Raw genomic sequence first — 19,465 nt, 5'->3', positions numbered from 1 at the left:
AACGAATGAGAATGAGAACTCCTCAATAAAAACTTGAATATTTTTATCTTGTCATTGAGAATCAACTATAACTATATGATTGTTATACTCTTTAACTTCTACAGGGAGAACGTGTGGAAGTAAGTTTAAAAAGCTTTCTAGTTCTGATGCTAAAAAGGTACCCGAAATAACTAATTGCTCAGTTGATTGAGCGGTTAAGGTGTAACTTATCGCATGGTGTCGTTTAAATTCCTCAAATGCTTCGTTAAGTGGCGCATTGTCGAACACGAGTCGTCCTTGCTTAAACGCATCGACGAGATTGAGGTTTGGATCAAACTCAGTCTTGACAATGCCGTCACTATCCACAACCGCCATTTGACCTTTTGTCAGCGCTATTTGCTGATTTTGGTTTTGCACGTGTACACGACCATGATCTACCATAACACGAACGCTATTGGCTTTTTTATCAACGGAAAAGCGGGTACCTAGTACGGTAATTTTTGTGCTGCCGGCACTGATGACAAATGGTCGGCTTTTATCACTGGCAACGTCAAACAGCACGCGACCACTGAGTAGCTTATTACTGCGCCGGTCGCCATCAAAATCAATAGCGAGGGAAGTTTTGGCATCTAAGGTCAGTCGAGATTGGTCGGGCAGTGAGATATTGCGTAATTCGCCTCTTATTGACTGGTAGCTGGCGTGAAAGGTGTCTTCGTTTATTTGAAAGAACCAAGTTTGATAGCCAAAGAAACTCAATGCAAAAAATGCAAAGCATGCGGCCATGGCGAAGTACCGCTGAGTTGTCTTTGATTTAAGCTTCGAGTGTGTAGCAGGGCGCTCTAATTGTGCAATTTCTTGCCCTGAAAATTGCGATAACAGTTGCTCCACCTGCTTACTTTCTTGATAGGCTGTTTGGTGTGCACGGCTCTCACCAAGCCAGCGATTGAGCGCTTGCTGCTGCGCTTTGTTTAGCCCTTGCCTTTCGAGTTCTAGCCATTGGTTTACTTGCTGTTGTACTGATACATTATGACGGTCCATTGCGATTCTCTTATTGTTTTTGTAATGCGTTACGGCAAGCAAGCATGGCCGTTGCCAAGTGTTTTTCAACCATGCTGATAGATATTCCCATTTGCTCTGCTATTTGTGGTTGGCTTAAGTTTTTAAATTTATAGAGCACAAATGCTTGCTTGGTTTTTTGAGGCAAAGAGTCGATACTTCGATTAAGTAATGCCAGTTGTTGTTGACTTGCGAGCTTAGCCTCGGGCTCATAATAACTTGGCGCGACTAATTCGAAGTCGTCGGGCTCAGCAATAGCCTGATTTTTTCGATATTGATCAATCACAATGTTTTTCGCGGCTTTAAAAAACAGCGCGCGCTCTTGCGTGTTATCCTGCTTTGGATTGCTGCTTTTATAGCTTAATATTCGGGTATACGCCTCTTGAACTATATTTTGAGCCTTATCTTTGCACCCCACTGAACGAGCGATATAACTTAATACTTCTGAGTAATAACGTTCCAAAATACACCAGTATGCTTTTCAAAAGTCGCGCATACTAGCATTAATTTTTGTTATTGAGAATTATTTTTATTTGCGTTTTTTTGGTTTGAACTGCTCGTTAATAAATTTTATATTTTTAGTGTTTTTACTTAAGAATCGATTGCAAAGTTTTGAAAAGCTTGGCTTTATTTTAATCCCTTGAATCCAATCACTAAACGGAGTGCCTACTAAGGCGTAGGAGCGATACCTTTTATAATACGTTGGCAGGCACTGGGATCCATAAAATGGGGCACTGGATAATCTGGATGTGCTTCTTTTAGCGCTAGTTCTGCGAGTAGCGCCGCATCGTCAGGGAGTACTTCGGCGAGCGTGGTTTGGATCTGTAGATCAAGTAATAAGCGCTTAATGTGCTCCAACAGGTCATCCGCTTGGCGTTCGATGGGGTAGTCTAATGAGGTTAAAGCACAGTATCTGGCAATGAGTGCGAGTTGCTGGTTAATGCGCTCGCCATACCAGGTTAGCACGGGTATGAGTAACACCGCATTAGCAAGTCCGTGCGGCGTACCATATTGAGCGCTCAATTGGTGTGAGATTGCATGTACGTAGCCGACGGAGGTTCTGGTAAAAGCTTGTCCTGCGTAATGGGAAGCGAGTAGTAGTTGCGCCCTCGCTTCTAAATTCTGTGGATCTTGTTGTGCTTTGGGTAAATATTCAAAGATGGCTCTACAGGCTTCAAGAGCACGGCCTCTGCTAAATTCAAGACAGTTAATACTCAGTAGTGCCTCTATGGCGTGGGTTAGTGCATCAATTGCCGTAGTTGCGGTGATATGTGCGGGCATACTTGTGGTTAATTCCGGTAATAACACGGCATGGTGCGGCACTAAACAAAAATCAGTCGCGGCATATTTGGCGTGATTGCTAGGATCGTTAACGACGGCAGCAACGGTGGTCTCCGAGCCGGTTCCCGCTGTTGTTGGGATCGCGATATTCGGCGGTAGACGCTTTAAGACTTTAAACAACCCTTTGAGCTTAGTCACCGGTTTGTTCGGCTTGACAGCCCGAGCACCGATTAACTTGCCTGTGTCGAGTACCGAGCCACCACCAAGTGCGATAATTGCTTTACATTGATGCTGTTGGTAGACCTTTAGACCATCTTCGACGTTTGTTATGGTTGGGTTGGGTAAAACATCTGCGTAATAATGCGTAACTAATTCTGACTCACGTAGTGCGTTTTCCACAATCTGATGCAAGTTGAGTTTGAGGAGCACTTGGTCGGTCACAACTAAGACGTTATCTCCACTTTTTAACCCCAGCGCCTTAATGGCGTCCAACAACCCCGTTTTTCCCTGATGTAATTTGGGGTTCGGGATCCCGATAAAAATAACAATGCACTTTAGGGCAAAATGGTAAATACGGTAAAACCAACTCATTGCGATCCGTCTAATTTGTTTTTTATATGATTTAAAAAATGTAGACGGATCATCACTGGATTGCTAGCAAATTTTCGGCTAATTTGTGGTGATCTGTTGCGAAACTGGCTTTTCTTCTTTAATTGGCCTTTTGGGCTTGCCCATCTCAAATGCTTCTATCATCAGCAAAATATGAGCTGCGCTCCATGAGAAGTTCGGTGCGCCTTGTTGTTCACCGGTGAGTGGGTTGTAGTTTTCACGAATAGGCGCGTTTTTCATCAGACCATCCGCATTTTGCATAAATCGATCAAGCAAAGTGTTCGCTTCAGTTTCATAACCATAATAGCGTAGTCCCATCAAGCCAAAATACAATTGGTCAAGCCAGACACGACCACGCCAATAGATGTTTGCGCCAAATGCAGGGTTGGTCTGGGATGCAGATCCCAGAGGAATATAGGTGTTGAATTCACTGGGGCTGAGCATTACTTCAGAGACGCGTTTAGCATGATACGCTGTTGCTACTTGATTAAAGAGCGGAGCCCAACCCTCCGGGCCGCGACCACGCTCAATGATTGGTTTCCCTGCACAGCCATTTTCAAGCGGTGATGCGGCAATGCGAATGTCGTAGTAGTATCCGCTGTTATCGTCGAACATGCAGCGGTTAATATAATCGGCGATCTGCTTTGCTTGTGCTGAAAAGGCTTTGGCTTCCTGTGGCTTAGCCAAGATATTGGCGATGGTACTCAAGTTTTTGGTGTCAGAATAAAAATAACTGGCCCCGTCAACAGATTCTTGCATCAAAGAGTAACCTAGCAGTTGGCCTTGGGCGTCCTTATTGCTGGCAAACTCGACTTGCCAGTCTCTAGCATCACCACCTTGTTTCACATAGATCCCAAGCTGCTGTGGTGAGATAAAACCAAAGTTAGCAGCATCGTCTCTTCCAGACTCCCATGACGCTGCGGTCTGTGCGGGAATACTTATCTGTTTACCTTGTGTTTGCGCATCGCGATAGGCTTTTAGCCCAAAGCGGGCATACTTTTGCTTTCCTTCATGTAGATAGAATAACAACTCACCCGCTTGATTATTATGGTGTTTATCTATGGTTGCACCAAATTCAGGAATACCATTTTGGTTGTGATCACGGTTGCGCAGCCACCAATCACGATAGGCGACAAGTTTAGGATAAATTTGTGCAAGCCAAGCTTTGTCTTTGCTGGCATGGTAGGTATTCAACACCGCCCAAGCGGCCAGCGAGGGTTTTGAATTCCGTTCGCTCCAATTACCGCCATCGCCACCGCGTTCTGGTGGCAGGTTATAACCAATTAAATCGGGTAATAAGCCTTTATCTTGGGGTCTTACAGGATCGTTCGCTGCTATTTGATAGGAAAATACGGCATCAATGTTGGCCTTGGCTAAATTAGGTGCAAATAGTCTCAATGCTGATGCTTGTTTCCAGCTGTCCCAAGGCCAAGTTAAATTGCCGGAAAACCAGCGAGCAGTGACCGAAGGCGATACGGTATCAAACGCGATTGCCCCTGCAGGAGATCGCCAGTTACCAATGAGGGTTTCAACGGCTTTTATCGCCAATGTTTGTTTATCTCGTGGTAAGGTTTGATAGCGTGCTAAATAACCCGTCCAGCGAGCTATAGAGCGCTGCCAATACGTAACTGGGGATGAGAGTATTTTGGCAACGGCCTTTGCTGTTTTTATGCGCTCTTGTTGATTGTGGACATAGCTTATTGCGGTATAAAACTGCAGATCACCAGAGGTTTGCGTCTCGCTATAATAACGGTTGTTTTCTACCACATTTTTGAAAGGGATTGTGCGGGTAATTGAGTACTCGTTGCTACCAGAGGTCAGAAGCGCCCACGGATCGCGAACACGACCAAAAGTGGTACTGATCCCACTTTCGCTGGCAATCATGGTTGGTGCGAGCTTAGGGTATTGTTGGTCCAGTGCTTGTTGTTCATTAAGCTGGTGGAGTAATTTGCCATCCAATTTTAAAGTAAGTCGTTGCTCTGTATGAATAGTGGTTTGAATAAGAGAAACACGCTCACTTACAAAGCGTAAGCGGATCGTCACCGTCGCGAGCTCATGTCTGAGCGTTTGCACCAGCTCTCCAGGCAGGCTGTATTGCGTTGCATCAAATTGCAATTTGGTATCATCATGAAAAACCTGTAGGCGCTCAATACGCTCAAATAAATACGTTAAATACTCTTCGGTGATAATCGCGTTACCTGTGAAGCCACCGAATTGTGCAGCGCTATCAGGAAGTAAGTGACCATGCCATGCGCCGTTATCAAAAAGTGGAGAATATGGGCTATGACCAAACTTGTCTGCGGGCTTCATCACTTGAGGGTGACCAAAACGTGAAATTGTGTTGATGATTTTGGGGTTCGCGTGCGCTTTGCATGCTACAAAGAGCATGAGTAATAACATTCCTGTGAGAACTTTCATTTTTATTTTGAATAAAGTATACAATTTTTTAAATGCTATCATAGCAACGCATAAAGTTCAGTAGCAAACGATGCATTACTCGTCAATGTGGCAGCCGACATCAACCTTTTTGCGTTGCATTTGTACTCGTTCAGCGGCAGCACGTAAGCGATTTATATATTCTGTAGGAGCGTTGGAATTGGCGGTTAAATAAAGGGTTTTACTTAACTCTGGGATATCTAGCACTTTGTCCCACTGCTCGGTGACACCCATTCTAGCAGCCATCTGATCGACGAAACTTTCAGCGCCAAAAATAAAGTCAATTCTGCCTCTTTCGAGTAATTCGCCAGCTCGATCTAAGTTGGTTATTGACAATATGTTTTTATCGGCGACAAAGCCATGTGCTTTTAAATAATTCTCGGAAAGTTGATCGGCCGCAACCGCGACAACATACTGTTTAATTCTCCATATTTCCCATGCTTGCTCATTTGCAATATCCGCGCGTTTATAAAATGCGATCTTTAGCTGGCAAAGCGGTGCAATCCACACATGATTTTCTTCACGCTGCTCTGTTCTGGCGATAGAGTACAGCAACGAATAAGGGGACTTTTCTGAAAAAGCCTTAGCGCGAGTCCATGGTACCATATAGATCTGATAGCCTAGTTCTGCCTCCCACATAATTAAGCGCACGATGTCGGTCGCAAGCCCTGTGATGGAGCCATTCTTTTGCTCTATTTGGTAAGGGGGAAAATGCTCGGTATAGATATCTACTTTTGCTGGCGTTGCGGCTAAGACACTGAAGATACTAGATAACCCTATAACGCTCCCAATTAAATACTGCATACCACATTCTCAAGATCGTTTTTAATAGTATAACTCATAATTTGTTATTGGTTTTAGTTAAATTAATGTACCGATTAAAACTCTAAATTGGTGCTTTAGTGGCAATTATTATGTGGTTCTTTGGTGTCTTTTAAGAATTAAATAACGGCGTAGAATGACTTTTACCGTAGAGGAGTCGTTATGCGATTAGTTTTATTATTACTTATGCTGTTTGCGTCTACTTACTCACATGCTAATGAAGTTGCGGTTGATTATGTGGTAGGCGAAGGTGATGTAAAGGGGCTGAGGCTTGGGTATCGCCCTTTGTGTTATAAATTAGCGGATTATGGCTTTGGTGAAAGCACTTATGTTTATTTTGAGCTCAGCACCAATTATTGGGAATACGGCAACCCAACACGCTCAGATACGACATTCGCGATCGCCTTGTCACCCGTACTCAGTGTTCCACTGACCGAGTTTGCTGGAAAACCAGTAAATTTTGAGTTCGGGATTGGCATGACCTACGTCAGTGATACCCGATTTGCAGGTAAAGACATTGGTGTTCACTATCAGTTTGAAGACCGTATTGGACTTAGTGTTAATTTGAACCCCAGTACTAAAGTTGGAATCCGATATCTGCATTATTCTAATGCTGGTTTGAGCGACCACAACCCCGGTCTTGATTTTTTTAATGTGTTCTACGTTAAGCGGTTTTAACGCTTAATTGCATTGAGTTAGTTTTATCTCCCTTTGTGATTTCAAGGATGAAATTTTTTCTTTATAGAGTTCCAGTATCCAAGATAATAGAATGCAGTTAAACGCTTGACCTAAACTAAGGTTTAGGAATTAGGGTTCTGCGTAAATCAATAATAATTAAGGAACATCAATGGAGAATAGCTCTGCAATCGAGCGGTTAAAGCGCTTTACACCTTTAGTTTGGGTAATGCTTGTTGGTAACTTTTTCGTCCGTGCTAGTTACTATATGGTATGGCCATTTTTAGCTGTTATTCTTTACGAAAATTATGGGCTGAGTGCAACAGAGGTCGGTTTATTGCTGACGGTTTCAGCAACTTTCGCAGTATTTTTGGGGTTTTATACGGGGAATCTCGCAGACCGTTTCGGTCGCACCAAAATGCTCTATACGGCGGTGTTTGTTGGTGTGATTTCATTTTCACTGTTGGCGGTGGCCGAGTCGTTGTGGTTGTTTGCAACCTCTGTGTTCTTAGCTTGTCTACCCAGAACGCTCTGGGATGCGCCCAGTAAAGCATTACTTACAGAAGAGCTTGCTGACGCGAAAGACAGAGAGCTTGCATTGCATTTACTCTATTTCCTCGTGAATGTGGGAGCTGCTTTAGGGCCATTATACGGTTTATGGGCAGGGCTCAATGGTGAGCAGTTTAGTTTTATTTACACTGGCATTTCGTATATTGGTTTGTTGCTCGCATTGCTTTACTTTAGACCTAAAATGAGTGAAGTGCAGACTTTCGCTTTGCAGTCTGCCGCTCAGTCGGTACCGAAGTTTGCAAAATGGCTGGGGATCTTGCGAAAAGATAAAGTCTTTTTAATAGTACTAATCGCTACAACCTTAGTTTATTTAGTCTATGCGCAATGCGACTCTAGCTTAGTGCAGTATTTGACACGTGCAGAGGTCCCAGATCTGGCTTGGTTAATTTCTAGCTTAATTATCGCAAATTCTAGTGTGATCATCGTTTGTCAGTTTCCATTACTACATCTGATGCGTAATTGGCGTATTGAAAATAGGCTCTATGCGGGTGGCGTGATATTGATCATTTCACAAGTCATGATGGCCTTAAATGATGTGCAAAATATCTGGGGATGGATTGCAGCGATGATGGTGTTGAGTTTGAGCGAAGCGATTATGTTTACTAACATCAATGTCTATATTGACAGGTTGGCACCAGATAACCTGAAAGCTAGCTATTTTGGTGCTGCTGGCTTGTGTTCATTAGGGTATGCATTAGCACCCATTTTAGGTGGACTTATATTAGATTTTTACTCCGGCATGATGCTGTTTATCATCATGACCCTAGTATCTATCACCGCGCTTGGGTTTTATCGCATTGCTGAGCTGAGACCTAAGGCTGCTGCCGAAATTCTATAACACTATTAGGGTCTGGTTAGCTTTCAAGTTTGCTTTTTACAGTCGTTTGATTGCTATTTAACCTGAGGTTTGGATAAGGAATATTCCAACTCATTGTTGCTAAAGCAAAACTTAGTTTTTTCCTTGTCTAGCCAGAGAGTTTTAGGGATAACACCGCTTCCGCGTCCTGCTCTCGCTGAGGTACCTACATCCTGTAGGCAAGGCGAATTTACGCACCAATAGCTGGCTATTGGAAGTGAATTCAACGCAGTTAGCGCTAAAACTAGCTGCTAGAAAGGCATTAATTATTCGCAGCTCAGGTTATTTATATAAGGTAAAGCCTGTTAGCATAGTTATGCTATGTAAGTCAGACGCTAAAGACTTTGTGCTCCAGCAAAGTCACCTTACTCCAGCTTCCTGTTAGGCAACACGGTAGAAATGTCAATCATGCATCGCGGTTAAACTCCGCTCTGGAGAGCAACAATCAAATAGACCCGACTTAGTCAAAGCCAGATTCGCCTGAAATGTAAAAGAGTGGGGTAAGCCCGCCACTCTGTTGTAGATGATTAATATTCTAAAACTGTACTCATTAAACCCGTTTCGCCCACTACGAGTAAATATGAGCGGTCAAATGAAGCATTACAAAGACTAATAACTTCGTCACCCATCATGATATCTTCATTGCAGTTTTCCACTTGATACCAGCCGCTCACTTCACCTCTTTTAAACTCAATGTCAGCGCCGTTTATAGTGAGAGTCATTGTTTTGGAAGCGAGCACGCGCACAGTAAATTTATTGTCGTGGTTGTTTTTAGATGCTTTAACAACTTTGATATCTAGGGTGTCATTGCTATTTTGCATTACAACAAAGTGATAGTCCTGATCATAGCTTATTTTCACTTCTTCTTGTTCGTCCATCCCCACTTTGTTCACCGACTTTGCATAAAAGCTGATAGTTCTATTTACGTTATGCTCGTGGGTGACTTTACTTGGCTCAGAGCCCGATATTAGGGTTTTTACATGGTATTTATCGTCGGAAACGTTGCGTTTATCGCCATCCACTTCAGTGTTTGCCAAGTGAAAAGCAATTTCATAATCGGTGGCGTTGACTAAGTTATATTTATTCTTGGCGATATCTGACCCGAAATTTGCGGTTTCAAGATCTTCTGATGAGCAAGCAATGGCTAAAAATGAGAGTGTAGCAGCAGTCAGTAAACGAAAATTCATGGGTGATCTCCTTTATCAATATTTAGAATGTGGGCTTTCTCTTAGCGATTTCGGAGCAAGAATATCGGATTGAGAAACGTAGAGTTACTTTATGGTGTTTAAAAGGTGTTAGAAATTGTAGTGTGTAAGGCTTTGTTACAAAATAAGGCGTGTATTTGCCAAGGTTTTCCGTTCTAACTAGGTGATAAATATTGGCTTTTGTAATAGTTTAAGCTTTATGACAATTACATTTTTAAACATAAATCTCTAGTTGGATTTATAGTTGTAGAGCAAAATGATAACGATAAAATCTTTAAGTAAAAGTTTCTCTAAAGAAGTGCTGTTTGACAACTATTCACAACAGTTTGACCATGATAGGATTTGTTTAGCGGCACCGAATGGCGTAGGGAAAACCACCTTACTGTGTATGATTGCTGGGCTTGATGATGCGTTCAATGGCGATATTCTATTACAAGGTAAAAAAATCGATAAGCGCCAAACACTTGTTGCACTTGCGTCAGACAACATTCCCTTTCCTGCTTTTTTGCGTGCAAAAGAGCTATTAACTCTCACATCAACCGCATGGCAATGTGATTTTCCTTCTCAGCTTGTAAACGACTTCCAGTTTGAAGCCTTTTTAACGACGCGCTACGCGGATCTCTCCTCTGGTAACAAAAAGAAGCTTCAGCTTATTAATGCTTTGATGCGTAACCCCCCTTATTTATTGCTTGATGAGCCCACTGCGGCTTTGGACGCGGCAGGTTGCGAGTATATCGTTGAGTTGACGCAAAACTACGCAGGTATGGTGCTGATGACAAGTCATGAGCCCGAACCATTTTTACAAGTCGGGTTTCATTCTGTTCCTTTAGCACCGAAGCTGGGTGGTTAAAATGTTTTATTACTACAACTACAGAAAAACGTCACTTACTTTGTCGCTGCAGGCGATAGGCCAGCAACTTCAACAATTTGGCTTGATGATAGCTGCGCTGTTTCAAATCTATCTGCTAGGCTTTATCGCAATACTATTTATGGGTATAGGTAAAATAGTTGAAAGTGATAGTCCAGTGGCGCAGGTACAAATTGCATGGGGGTTACTTGCGGCGCAAAGCTTTATTCTATTTGTGTTTCGAGATGCGGTTTTGGATAAAGCGCACAGAAGTTACCACCACACGATCCTGCATCGTGCCATCCATCAAAAAGTGGCAGATGGATTGTCGGTACTTGTTGTTCACCCTTTATTATTGATGACGCTAATTCTATGCTATTCAATTGGAATTGAGAAAATCACACAAGCGTGGCAATTACTGCTTTTTGCGGTGACGCAATTCTTCGTTGCCCTTTGCTTTGTCTATCGGCCTTTGGGGACCAGTATTGGATTATTGATAACGGCAATTATCAGTTTTGCTGTTATCGAAATCACTTGGTATTTGGTTACTGTAAACTTAATAGCGTTCGGCTGTGCTGCGGTGCTACCACGTAAAGTGACGTTATCGGTAATGGTTAAAGGATTGACGACGTTTTGGTTGAGCTTTGCTTACAATCACTACTTTGTGCTGCTATGGCGTATTGTGATGAGCGTGTTGGTGGTATGGTTTGGTGCGGTCTTAAGCACAGAGCGACCTGATCTAAAAGCAAATTATGTTCCGGGACTGGTGACTCTAAATCTTTTATGGTGGTCGAGTCTTGCAATTGATCTCAAGCCTGAAATCTACGATCGTGCTGCATATTGGTTAAGTATAGATAAGCTGCAACCAGCAAAGCGGAGTATCTGGACTATTGTGCTGACGGCTGCCGTCTGTTTTTCAGTGCCTGTCTATATGTTATTGGGACTGACTGTTGTGAGCCTGTTACCCTATGCATTTTTGCCACTTTTGGTGTTAAGTGCATTAAAAGGTCCACAACATTTAGCCATGACTTGGCTCAGTACTTTAGTACTGAGCTATACAGCGTTTGTGCTTTGGTAATACCAACTGCTAATTTGCAGCTTCAGGTAGGCGAGTCAGTTTCTTGATATCGCCTTCGATACTCTCCATTTTCGCGATGAGCAGATTGCCAAGGGCGTCGATATCGTAGTGCCAGATCAGGTGGCCTACTTTTTTAAGTGTAGGCTGTTGCTCTGGCATCAATGTGAGTTGCCAGATGTAATCCTCTTTTGACCAAGCCGATTGCCAATAGATGTCGTTGTCACGAATTCTTAAGTTACTAAATTGATTAGTTTGTTTTTGACTTAGCGAGTATTTATTTATTGCTTCTGAGTCGCTTTCGAAGAGCGTCTCGTACTCAAGCAGTAGGGTTTGTTGTAGCACAAACCAAGTTTGTCTTTTGGGGTGATAAAAGACAAAATTCGCTGCGCTTTGATGGCTGCTGATAAGCGCCCCAGACAAACTGTATTGATTTAAAGTTTCGCCGTCATAAGCCCATAGTGTCTGTTCATCAATCCAGCCCATGCTTTTGACAGGCTGACTCAGCTGAGAGTCGAACTGGGTGAGTGGGCGTTTTCGGTCGTATATCACTAAATTGTTATCACGGTTTGAGGCCAAATAGTTTAGCTCTGGACTCCATACTAAAAAGCCAACGTACTCATGCCCCTGATGAAAAGAAAGCTGGCTGATTTTATCATCGCGATAAAGATACACCTCGCATACGCCGCTGCGCCTAGACATAAATGCGGTTTCCCCCAAGCTGTTGGTCAGTGGCAGGTAATCGATGCTTGAGCTTGAAAATAAGGGGAGGTTGTCTCGGTCTTTAATATTAACTTGGAAGCTTTCTAATGCGGCAAAAATATCCCCATGTTGATCGCTCGAAAAGCTTGTATAAAGGCCAATCTCCGTTTCTTTTATAGCGTGAATGTCACCGTCTCGAAAGTGCCGTGACAAGCTGCCATATTGACTCGCAATCACGGCTTGATGATAAATATCAAATGCCACGGAAGTCACAGGGACAGGCCATTCTATATGAACCGTGCCATCGAGTGTTTGAAGTCTTGCCAGCCTCTGTTTATCTTGCACTAAGTAATAGGTTTTGCCTCCCCAACCTCGAATTGCCATTTTTAACTGCTCATTGGCTGCCAAAGCGAGTGGCAGTTTGACCATTTGATGGGACTCTAGCCTGTAAAGGTGCGCTGCTTTGGCATTGTATTGGCCGAACGTTAAAATAAGTTCCTTATCATTTTTCCAAACAGGTTTAGTACCAACCTGGCAGGGAATAATTTGAGAACTGTGGAAAAATTGCCCCGCAGCAGTCATCACATGAAGTTGACAGCCACTGCCTTGATATTGCCAGAATGCTAGCTTATCTGAGTCGGGGCTCCAACTTGGAAAGCTAATACGAGAGTCGAAATGGTGTGCATTTAACTGATAGCCTTGCTTGTTGGCAATCACAAGGTGAGTAAAATCTTTAATGTAGGCGATGAGATCTTGGCTTTGGTGTGCATCAACGTCAAATTCAAGGCCTAGATCATGGCTAAGGCTCGAGGTTTCGTAGCGTGATTGAGTTTTTTCAGTCGGTGTTTGATTAAAAAAGGCGATTGCGCCAAAGCATAACACTGCCATAACGACGGCGCTAAAAGAGAAAAAACGGGACTTGGTTATCGTTTTTACGGGTTTTATCGTATGCTGAGACACCTTATCATGGCTTGTAAGTGGCGCGATAAAGCGATAACCCCGTTTGGGGATAGTTTTGATATAAATCGGATTTTTAGGGTCATCCCCAAGCACTTTTCGCAGTTTAGTCAGTAGCTGATAAAGGCTATTAGGTTCGACAACCGCGTGTTGCCATAGCTTCTCAGTAAGCCAATATTTCTCTAGTACTTCGTTATGATGCTCAATAAAAAGTGCGAGTAACCTTGCCATTTGTGGCTCAAGTTTTACGGTTTCTTGGCTTTGCCTATGTGTTAGGCAGTCTTGCTGGAGATCAAACTGCCAATGTCCAAAACAAACCATCTCTACTTCCTGTGCCTGCACGCTGAGTACCAATTTCAATAATCAAAGCCAATTGTTCCTATAACGTTAGCGTTTCTTAAGATTAAGTCAATGTTTATAAAGGTTAAGTCAGCTTTCTTCAGAAAAAGTTAAGAACTTTTTACGGCAAAGTTTGTTGCAATAGCAGGCATAACTCTGAGGAAAGTATGTATGAATAAAAGCAATAAGTTTTGGCTTGGTTTAAGTTATCCCATGATGGCAGGAGCTGTACTTGCGGAACCTATCGTGATTGATGGTAAGTTAAATGAAGCGCAGTGGGGTTCTGCTACACACTTTGAACAATTTGTTCAGGTTGTGCCTGTAACTTTGGCATCTGCCAATGACAAAATTACAGCAAAAGCCTTTGCAACCGCCGACGGTGTTTATATTGGTATTAAAAACTTTCAGCATAAAGCCGAGCGTAAGCGACAATTCAATATCCATGACCGCTTTATGCAAGCTGACTTCAATCGGGTAGTTGTGGACTTTTCAGGTGACGGTAGTAGTGCATATCAATTCTCGGTGACATTAGGTGGCGGCTCGCAAGATGGTGTTGTAACCCCGAGTTTAAACGTGGATTACGATTGGGATGGGGATTGGCACTATGCCAATCACATTGACGATACGTATTGGACCACAGAATTACTGATCCCTTGGCATACTGTATCGTTTCAACCGGGAGATGAGCTGGGGCTTAAAAATATTGGGGTTTCGGTACAGTTGTATGAGCTTAAAAGTAATTTTATCTATGCAAACCATGAGGATACAACAGCAAATAACGACTTCTTTTTGTCTATGCCAAAGATCGCAGCACACATTCCCGAACATTCTCAATTGGCATTTGTGCCTTATTTTGCGCATCAAGCTCAATTTGCACCTTTAAGCACTTCGCCTTCCGAGCGCCAGCACCAGTCCGATGTTGGTTTTGATTTATTCTACAAGCCTTCTCATCACCAGAAGGTGAGTCTTGCCGTGAATCCCGACTTTGGCCAAGTGGATATCGATGATGTTGATGTGAATTATTCGGCCGTGGAAACGCTTCGCACCGATAAACGTCCATTTTTCACCCAAGATATCAGCCTGTTTGAAGTTGCTGCACTTGAGAGCACTAAGCTTATTCATACCCGTCGTATAGGGGCATCAAGTGATGATGGTACACGTGCAATCACCCCCATAGATGCGGCGCTACGATTTGTACATAAAGGTAAGTCGGTACAATTTGGTACTTTTGCTGTGTCTGAGTCGGACTTTTCGGATGATATCGGTAAGCAGTTTTTTGCAGCAAGAGCTAATTATCGCACGCAAGATTGGCAGGCTGGTGTGCTTGCAACCAAAACAGACAGACCGTTTCTTGAGCGTGATGCCATGAGTTATGCCCTTGATGGTCAGTATCGTAGTGATACTTGGTCTTTCAAAGGCGCGCTATTACAAACTGAGGTAGAAACACAAAAGCAACGTGTTACAGGTCAAGGTGTATCGCTAGAGGCGGAGTATCAACAGTCGTTACAGACAAAGTTCGCTGCTCGCTACTTTGCAGTGGATGACGAATTTGATAATCGTGATCTCGGCTATATGAAACGAAACGACTGGCAGGTGAGTGAGCTTTATGGTGAATACTCGATGCACCCAAAAGACAGCTGGTTTACCAGATTAAAGCAGTCACTCACACTGAGGCATGAGCAAAACAATGCTGGAACAGATTTAGCAGCCAGACAAGCATATTTAGCGCAGTTTTTGCTGGCAAATGGTGGTCAGCTCAATCTCGGCCTAGATTATTACACCAGCGGTAAACAAGATAATTTAGGGCGAGGCACAGAGATGTTTGAGATGCCAAGTCGTACGGAGTCTCGGGTATTTTATCAAAGCCCTTATGTGGGGGATTTTTCTTGGGCTGCAAGTATAGAGCTTGACCAAGAAGGAATATCAGGCTCAGCACAGCAGTACGCCGTGGATTTGACGTGGATGCCACATTATAACTGGAACCTTAAGTTGAGTAATTTCTTTAGAAGCGGTGATGGCTGGCTAATGGCAAACGGGCAAAACCGCTTGAGTGAATACGATAGAGATGAGTTTTCCAATAAATTTGAATTTAATGGCCGGATCACTGACAACCTTGAACTCAGTGGTTCACTACAGTGGACGGTACTTGAAGCGCAAAGTAAGACGATTTATCAACTTACCAACGGTGAGCTTCGCGAGATTCATGGTGATACCAGTTTTGACGATAGGCGCTTAGCGAGCCAGATAAAACTGCGTTATCGTATGGGTGCATATTCAGACATTTTTTTAGTGTATCAACGAGGAGGTGCAAACTTTTCGACACTTGAAAAGTCTCAGGTCGGGCGCAGAGATTGGTTTGGTAGTGTTGCCGATTTATGGCAACAGCCAGTGCAAGACTTAGTGACGTTTAAGGTGCGATATTTATTTTAAATCACTAGAGCTGTGTTCCCCCGGCTCTAATACCAATTTTCTTAATTAAGTGGTCTATTTTGAGGCGAGAAAATCTTGTCGATAACCAGGCAAAAATTTTGTTATTTAGTTGTTCTAAATAAGAAATTTTTAACGCTGTTAGCGTCAGATTTATTCCTTCAAATTGAGCAAGTATTAAGTCAAATTGGTATAATCTGCCAAGAAAAAAGGTCAGAAAATTCTGACCTTTATATCCACGCTAATTGCTAGGGTAGTATGGGTAACACTACCTAAACAAAAATAGTTATGCTGCGTCTGCCTTAGCTGACTCTTTGGTTCTTGCTTTACCAGCAAGTAACTCTTCAGGGTCAAAGTCATCAACGTTGATAACGGCAAGACGCTTTGCTTCAACGGCAGTCAATTTCGCTGCTTCGTCTTCGCTTAGCACGCCAGCTTCAAGCCCCATTGCTGCCACTTTATCAAGCTGCATAAACGGTAACTTTTTACCAGTACCACGGCATACCTTTTCAAATAATGGCTCTACGGCAAGAATGTCTTTTAGCGTTTGCTCTTGCTTACCAAGCAAGCACAGAGGCTCATCTTTTAAGTAGATGTGTGTTGCAAGACGATCACGCGTTTCGCTAGGCACTTGAAGTAACTGAGCAAGCTTGTGTTCCATTTTGTCGGTTGGTTTACGAACTGGACGACCAAATGGGAACAGGACCACTTTCAACAGGCCACGTAATGCAGCAGAAGGCATGTTGTTAATTAAGTCAGCAAGGGCACGTTGGCAAAGATATAGGTGCTCTTGACAAGACCATTGTACAAACGGTAAGTCTTCTTTACGGCGACCTTCATCGTTATAGCGCTTAAGCGTTGCTGAAACCAAGTATAGGTAGCTTAATAAGTCGCCTAAACGTGCAGATATACGCTCTTTACGCTTAAGTGAGCCACCAAATACAGCCATACAAATATCAGACATTAATGCCAATGATGCACTGTAACGGGCAGCATTACGATAATTAACCGCTGTTTCATCGTTAAATGGTACTTTGGTGAAACGTGCACCGGTTAGTGCTAACCACTTAGTTCTTACCAAGTTCGACATAGTGAAACCGATGTGACCCATCAAGGATTTATCGAAGCTATCAAGTGCTTCTTGTTTATCTTTGATAGAGCAAGCTTCAAGTTCAGCCAGTACAAATGGATGGCAACGAATAGCGCCTTGACCGTAGATGATCATGTTACGGGTTAGGATGTTTGCACCTTCTACCGTAATTGCAATTGGTGCACCTTGGTAACCACGGCCAACGTAGTTATTTGGTCCTAGACAAATCCCTTTACCACCATGAATATCCATGGCATGGATGGTTGAAGCACGCATTTGTTCGGTTAAGTGGTACTTCAAAATGGCAGAAACAACCGAAGGTTTTTCACCTAAATCTACTGCGCCAGTTGACATAGTCACCGCAGCATCAGAGCTATACGCATAGCCACCCAGTTTCGCTAGTGCCTCTTCAATCCCTTCCATCTTACCGATAGGAAGTTTGAACTGGCGGCGAATGCGACTGTATGCGCCACTTGCAACTGCAAGGGATTTAATACCACCGGCAGAGTTTGAAGGTAGCGTAATAACACGACCAACCGACAAACACTCTACGAGCATGCGCCAGCCTTGTCCTGCCATTTTTGCGCCACCGATAATGAAATCGAGTGGTACAAACACGTTCTCACCTTGTGTTGGACCATTTTGGAATGGCACATTTAGAGGGAAGTGGCGACGACCAATTTTTACACCTGGTGTGTTAGTAGGAATAAGGGCACAAGTAATACCTAACTCTTCTTTATCGCCTAATAGACCGTCTGGGTCGCGCATCTTAAACGCCAGACCAAGGACAGTCGCAACAGGTGCTAAAGTAATATAGCGTTTGTTCCAAGTTAGGCTAATACCTAATACTTCTTCACCTTCCCATTCGCCTTTACATACCACGCCAAAGTCAGGGATAGATGACGCATCAGAGCCCGCTTCCGGTGACGTTAATGCAAAACAAGGGATTTCATCACCCACGGCTAGACGAGGTAAGTAATGTTCTTTTTGCTCGTCAGTACCGTAGTGCTGAAGTAGTTCACCTGGGCCTAATGAGTTAGGTACGCCCACGATAGACGATAGTAAAGTTGATTTACTAGTAAGCTTTTGTAGTACACAAGATTGCGCGTAAGCTGAAAACTCAAGACCACCGTATTGCTTTTTGATGATCATCGCAAAGAACTTGTTGTCTTTTAAGTATTGCCACACGTCTTGCGGTAAGTCCGTCAGTTCGTGTGTTGCTTCCCAATCGTTAAGCATGGCACACACTTCTTCCACCGGACCATCCAAAAACGCTTGCTCTTCAACGCTCAAACGTGGCTTTGGAAACTGATGAAGTTTATCCCAGTTTGGGTTACCACAAAATAGGTCGGCTTCCCACCAAGTAGTACCTGCATCAATCGCTGACTTCTCGGTTTCTGACATCGTCGGCGTTACTTTTTTGAACGCTTTAAATGCCGGAGCCACGATGTACTGCTGACGTAGGTTCGTTACTGAAAGCGGAATAACAATCGCTAAGAAAATTAACCAAGAGATAATGCCAAATGCACCAGCAAAGGTGCCAACTAGCATTGTAACTGCTGCAATACCTAGAGCGGTATTCCAGCTTGCGCGATGATAGCTTGCTGCGCTGAGCAAGGCTAACAACGCGAGAACAAATATAAGTGTCATGTTGTTCTTCCTTATAAGAGGTCTGACCACCCAGTTAGACTAGCTGGTTAACGCTGATATTTCAAGCGTCTTCATACCCTGTATGCGAATTAGTTGATGCCTTGTTGTGACATATTATTTACGTTTTGTACTTAATCTGAGTGTTAAATGAGTCATGCTTCTCATGCCAGTAATTTAAAAGTTATTGATTACACCCTAGCTACAACCTAAGAGAATTTTCAACGTTATTCATTACTGAACGATATTTAAGTGTAATGAACGTAGTGTAATGTGGCGAAAATGCACATGAATTTTCTTTCAGCGAAGTTCGCTATCTGTGCATTATAATTGCCAAAACTTCATGTCTGATTTGCATTGAAATACACGTTAATGTTTCTACAATTGGGTTAAGCATAGCGACAAAATGGTGCTTTTAAGAATTGCTAAGGAGTAGCAAATGCAGTCCATTTTCTTGGTAGCTATGTGAGTTAGGATTTACCGCCACGACCTAGTGTAGCGGTTGATATTGCTGTCCATGTTAAGGAGAAACAAAATGCAGCAGAGTATTTTTTATATCATCACTTCTTTGGCCTTTGCGGCTATGTTATCTGCTTTCCACCTCTTTCCTGAGGCGGTACTTTTTAATGTTTTTAGTAGTTTGTTTGCCGCGTTGCTTGGCTATCGTGCTTATACCCGTTGGGCTTTATTACTGTGCTGTATTAACGTGTTGGCCATGACATTTTGCCCTTTACTTGATTCAGGTGGCTGGTTAAGTCTAAAAGGAGCGGTCGTTTTTGTGTGCTGTGTGATGTTTTTTGCAATAGCCTTTGGTTGCAATAAAGCGGTGACACAAAATAAAAGGTTTTATTATTAGTCGCCTACCTTGCCATGTTAGACTCGACTCAGGCGA

14 protein-coding genes are annotated in these 19,465 nt (G+C 43.1%); 6 read left to right on the top strand and 8 right to left on the bottom strand.

Going from position 1 to position 19,465, the window contains the following annotated elements; translation table 11 throughout:
• Positions 1 to 51: 51 nt before the first annotated feature.
• From DRB05_RS16865 to DRB05_RS16845, 5 genes are all read right to left on the bottom strand, one after another.
• The gene (locus DRB05_RS16865) at positions 52 to 1,017 is read right to left on the bottom strand and encodes a FecR domain-containing protein (protein ID WP_128727953.1); all 966 of its coding nucleotides are present in this window, start codon (positions 1,015 to 1,017) and stop codon (positions 52 to 54) included.
• Positions 1,018 to 1,027: 10 nt separating this feature from the next.
• Positions 1,028 to 1,498 (bottom strand): sigma-70 family RNA polymerase sigma factor, encoded by a 471-nt coding sequence (locus tag DRB05_RS16860; protein WP_128727952.1) that lies wholly within the window; start codon positions 1,496 to 1,498, stop codon positions 1,028 to 1,030.
• A 206-nt stretch (positions 1,499 to 1,704) separates the two neighbouring features.
• Complete coding sequence (locus DRB05_RS16855; protein WP_128727951.1) at positions 1,705 to 2,907, bottom strand: iron-containing alcohol dehydrogenase; 1,203 nt, start codon at positions 2,905 to 2,907, stop codon at positions 1,705 to 1,707.
• Between the two features lie 78 nt (positions 2,908 to 2,985).
• Positions 2,986 to 5,343 (bottom strand): alpha-glucosidase, encoded by a 2,358-nt coding sequence (gene ygjK, locus DRB05_RS16850; protein ID WP_240036264.1) that lies wholly within the window; start codon positions 5,341 to 5,343, stop codon positions 2,986 to 2,988.
• Between the two features lie 75 nt (positions 5,344 to 5,418).
• Positions 5,419 to 6,165, bottom strand: a complete 747-nt coding sequence (locus tag DRB05_RS16845; RefSeq protein WP_128727950.1) for a transporter substrate-binding domain-containing protein — start codon at positions 6,163 to 6,165, stop codon at positions 5,419 to 5,421.
• Between the two features lie 180 nt (positions 6,166 to 6,345).
• Here DRB05_RS16845 and DRB05_RS16840 point away from each other — a divergent pair, with 180 nt between their 5' ends.
• A complete protein-coding gene (locus DRB05_RS16840) occupies positions 6,346 to 6,861 on the top strand; it encodes an acyloxyacyl hydrolase (protein ID WP_128727949.1) in 516 nt (171 codons plus the stop codon).
• Between the two features lie 169 nt (positions 6,862 to 7,030).
• On the top strand, positions 7,031 to 8,266 hold the full coding sequence (locus tag DRB05_RS16835) for an MFS transporter (protein WP_128727948.1): 1,236 nt from the start codon (positions 7,031 to 7,033) through the stop codon (positions 8,264 to 8,266).
• A gap of 545 nt (positions 8,267 to 8,811) precedes the next feature.
• Here the strand turns inward: DRB05_RS16835 and DRB05_RS16830 are convergent.
• Entirely contained in the window at positions 8,812 to 9,471 is a 660-nt protein-coding gene (locus tag DRB05_RS16830) for a hypothetical protein (protein WP_128727947.1), read from the bottom strand.
• 274 nt (positions 9,472 to 9,745) lie between these two features.
• Here DRB05_RS16830 and DRB05_RS16825 point away from each other — a divergent pair, with 274 nt between their 5' ends.
• Positions 9,746 to 10,339, top strand: coding sequence for an ATP-binding cassette domain-containing protein (locus DRB05_RS16825; protein WP_128727946.1), 594 nt, complete (start codon positions 9,746 to 9,748; stop codon positions 10,337 to 10,339).
• A gap of 1 nt (position 10,340) precedes the next feature.
• A complete protein-coding gene (locus DRB05_RS16820) occupies positions 10,341 to 11,414 on the top strand; it encodes a DUF6136 family protein (protein ID WP_128727945.1) in 1,074 nt (357 codons plus the stop codon).
• Positions 11,415 to 11,423: 9 nt separating this feature from the next.
• Here the strand turns inward: DRB05_RS16820 and DRB05_RS16815 are convergent, their stop codons facing one another.
• Positions 11,424 to 13,430 (bottom strand): winged helix-turn-helix domain-containing protein, encoded by a 2,007-nt coding sequence (locus DRB05_RS16815; protein WP_240036263.1) that lies wholly within the window; start codon positions 13,428 to 13,430, stop codon positions 11,424 to 11,426.
• A gap of 150 nt (positions 13,431 to 13,580) precedes the next feature.
• Here DRB05_RS16815 and DRB05_RS16810 point away from each other — a divergent pair, with 150 nt between their 5' ends.
• Positions 13,581 to 15,839, top strand: coding sequence for a DUF5916 domain-containing protein (locus DRB05_RS16810; protein WP_128727943.1), 2,259 nt, complete (start codon positions 13,581 to 13,583; stop codon positions 15,837 to 15,839).
• A gap of 283 nt (positions 15,840 to 16,122) precedes the next feature.
• Here DRB05_RS16810 and fadE read toward each other — a convergent pair whose 3' ends face one another.
• Positions 16,123 to 18,576 carry an acyl-CoA dehydrogenase FadE gene (fadE, locus tag DRB05_RS16805; RefSeq protein WP_128727942.1) on the bottom strand — a complete coding sequence of 818 codons (2,454 nt, stop codon included), beginning with the start codon at positions 18,574 to 18,576 and terminating at the stop codon, positions 16,123 to 16,125.
• A 532-nt stretch (positions 18,577 to 19,108) separates the two neighbouring features.
• Between fadE and DRB05_RS16800 the strand changes: the two genes are divergently transcribed.
• A complete protein-coding gene (locus DRB05_RS16800) occupies positions 19,109 to 19,429 on the top strand; it encodes a DUF6419 family natural product biosynthesis protein (RefSeq protein WP_128727941.1) in 321 nt (106 codons plus the stop codon).
• The last annotated feature ends 36 nt before the right edge of the window (positions 19,430 to 19,465 follow it).

It is taken from the genome of Pseudoalteromonas sp. A757 (assembly GCF_004103285.1).
Classification (GTDB): Bacteria; Pseudomonadota; Gammaproteobacteria; order Enterobacterales; family Alteromonadaceae; genus Pseudoalteromonas; species Pseudoalteromonas galatheae.
The sequence above is the reverse complement of the archived record's forward strand: the minus strand, read 5'-3'. Positions and strand labels throughout refer to the sequence as shown.

Bases quoted from the DNA above. Each gene is read 5' to 3' on its own strand.
- DRB05_RS16820 (WP_128727945.1), top strand. From the start codon at position 10,341: ATGTTTTATTACTACAACTACAGAAAAACGTCACTTACTTTGTCGCTG.
- DRB05_RS16840 (WP_128727949.1), top strand. From the start codon at position 6,346: ATGCGATTAGTTTTATTATTACTTATGCTGTTTGCGTCTACTTACTCA.
- DRB05_RS16835 (WP_128727948.1), top strand. From the start codon at position 7,031: ATGGAGAATAGCTCTGCAATCGAGCGGTTAAAGCGCTTTACACCTTTA.
- DRB05_RS16865 (WP_128727953.1), bottom strand. From the start codon at position 1,017: ATGGACCGTCATAATGTATCAGTACAACAGCAAGTAAACCAATGGCTA.
- DRB05_RS16855 (WP_128727951.1), bottom strand. From the start codon at position 2,907: ATGAGTTGGTTTTACCGTATTTACCATTTTGCCCTAAAGTGCATTGTT.
- DRB05_RS16845 (WP_128727950.1), bottom strand. From the start codon at position 6,165: ATGCAGTATTTAATTGGGAGCGTTATAGGGTTATCTAGTATCTTCAGT.
- DRB05_RS16830 (WP_128727947.1), bottom strand. From the start codon at position 9,471: ATGAATTTTCGTTTACTGACTGCTGCTACACTCTCATTTTTAGCCATT.
- DRB05_RS16810 (WP_128727943.1), top strand. From the start codon at position 13,581: ATGAATAAAAGCAATAAGTTTTGGCTTGGTTTAAGTTATCCCATGATG.
- DRB05_RS16825 (WP_128727946.1), top strand. From the start codon at position 9,746: ATGATAACGATAAAATCTTTAAGTAAAAGTTTCTCTAAAGAAGTGCTG.
- ygjK (WP_240036264.1), bottom strand. From the start codon at position 5,343: ATGAAAGTTCTCACAGGAATGTTATTACTCATGCTCTTTGTAGCATGC.
- DRB05_RS16800 (WP_128727941.1), top strand. From the start codon at position 19,109: ATGCAGCAGAGTATTTTTTATATCATCACTTCTTTGGCCTTTGCGGCT.
- fadE (WP_128727942.1), bottom strand. From the start codon at position 18,576: ATGACACTTATATTTGTTCTCGCGTTGTTAGCCTTGCTCAGCGCAGCA.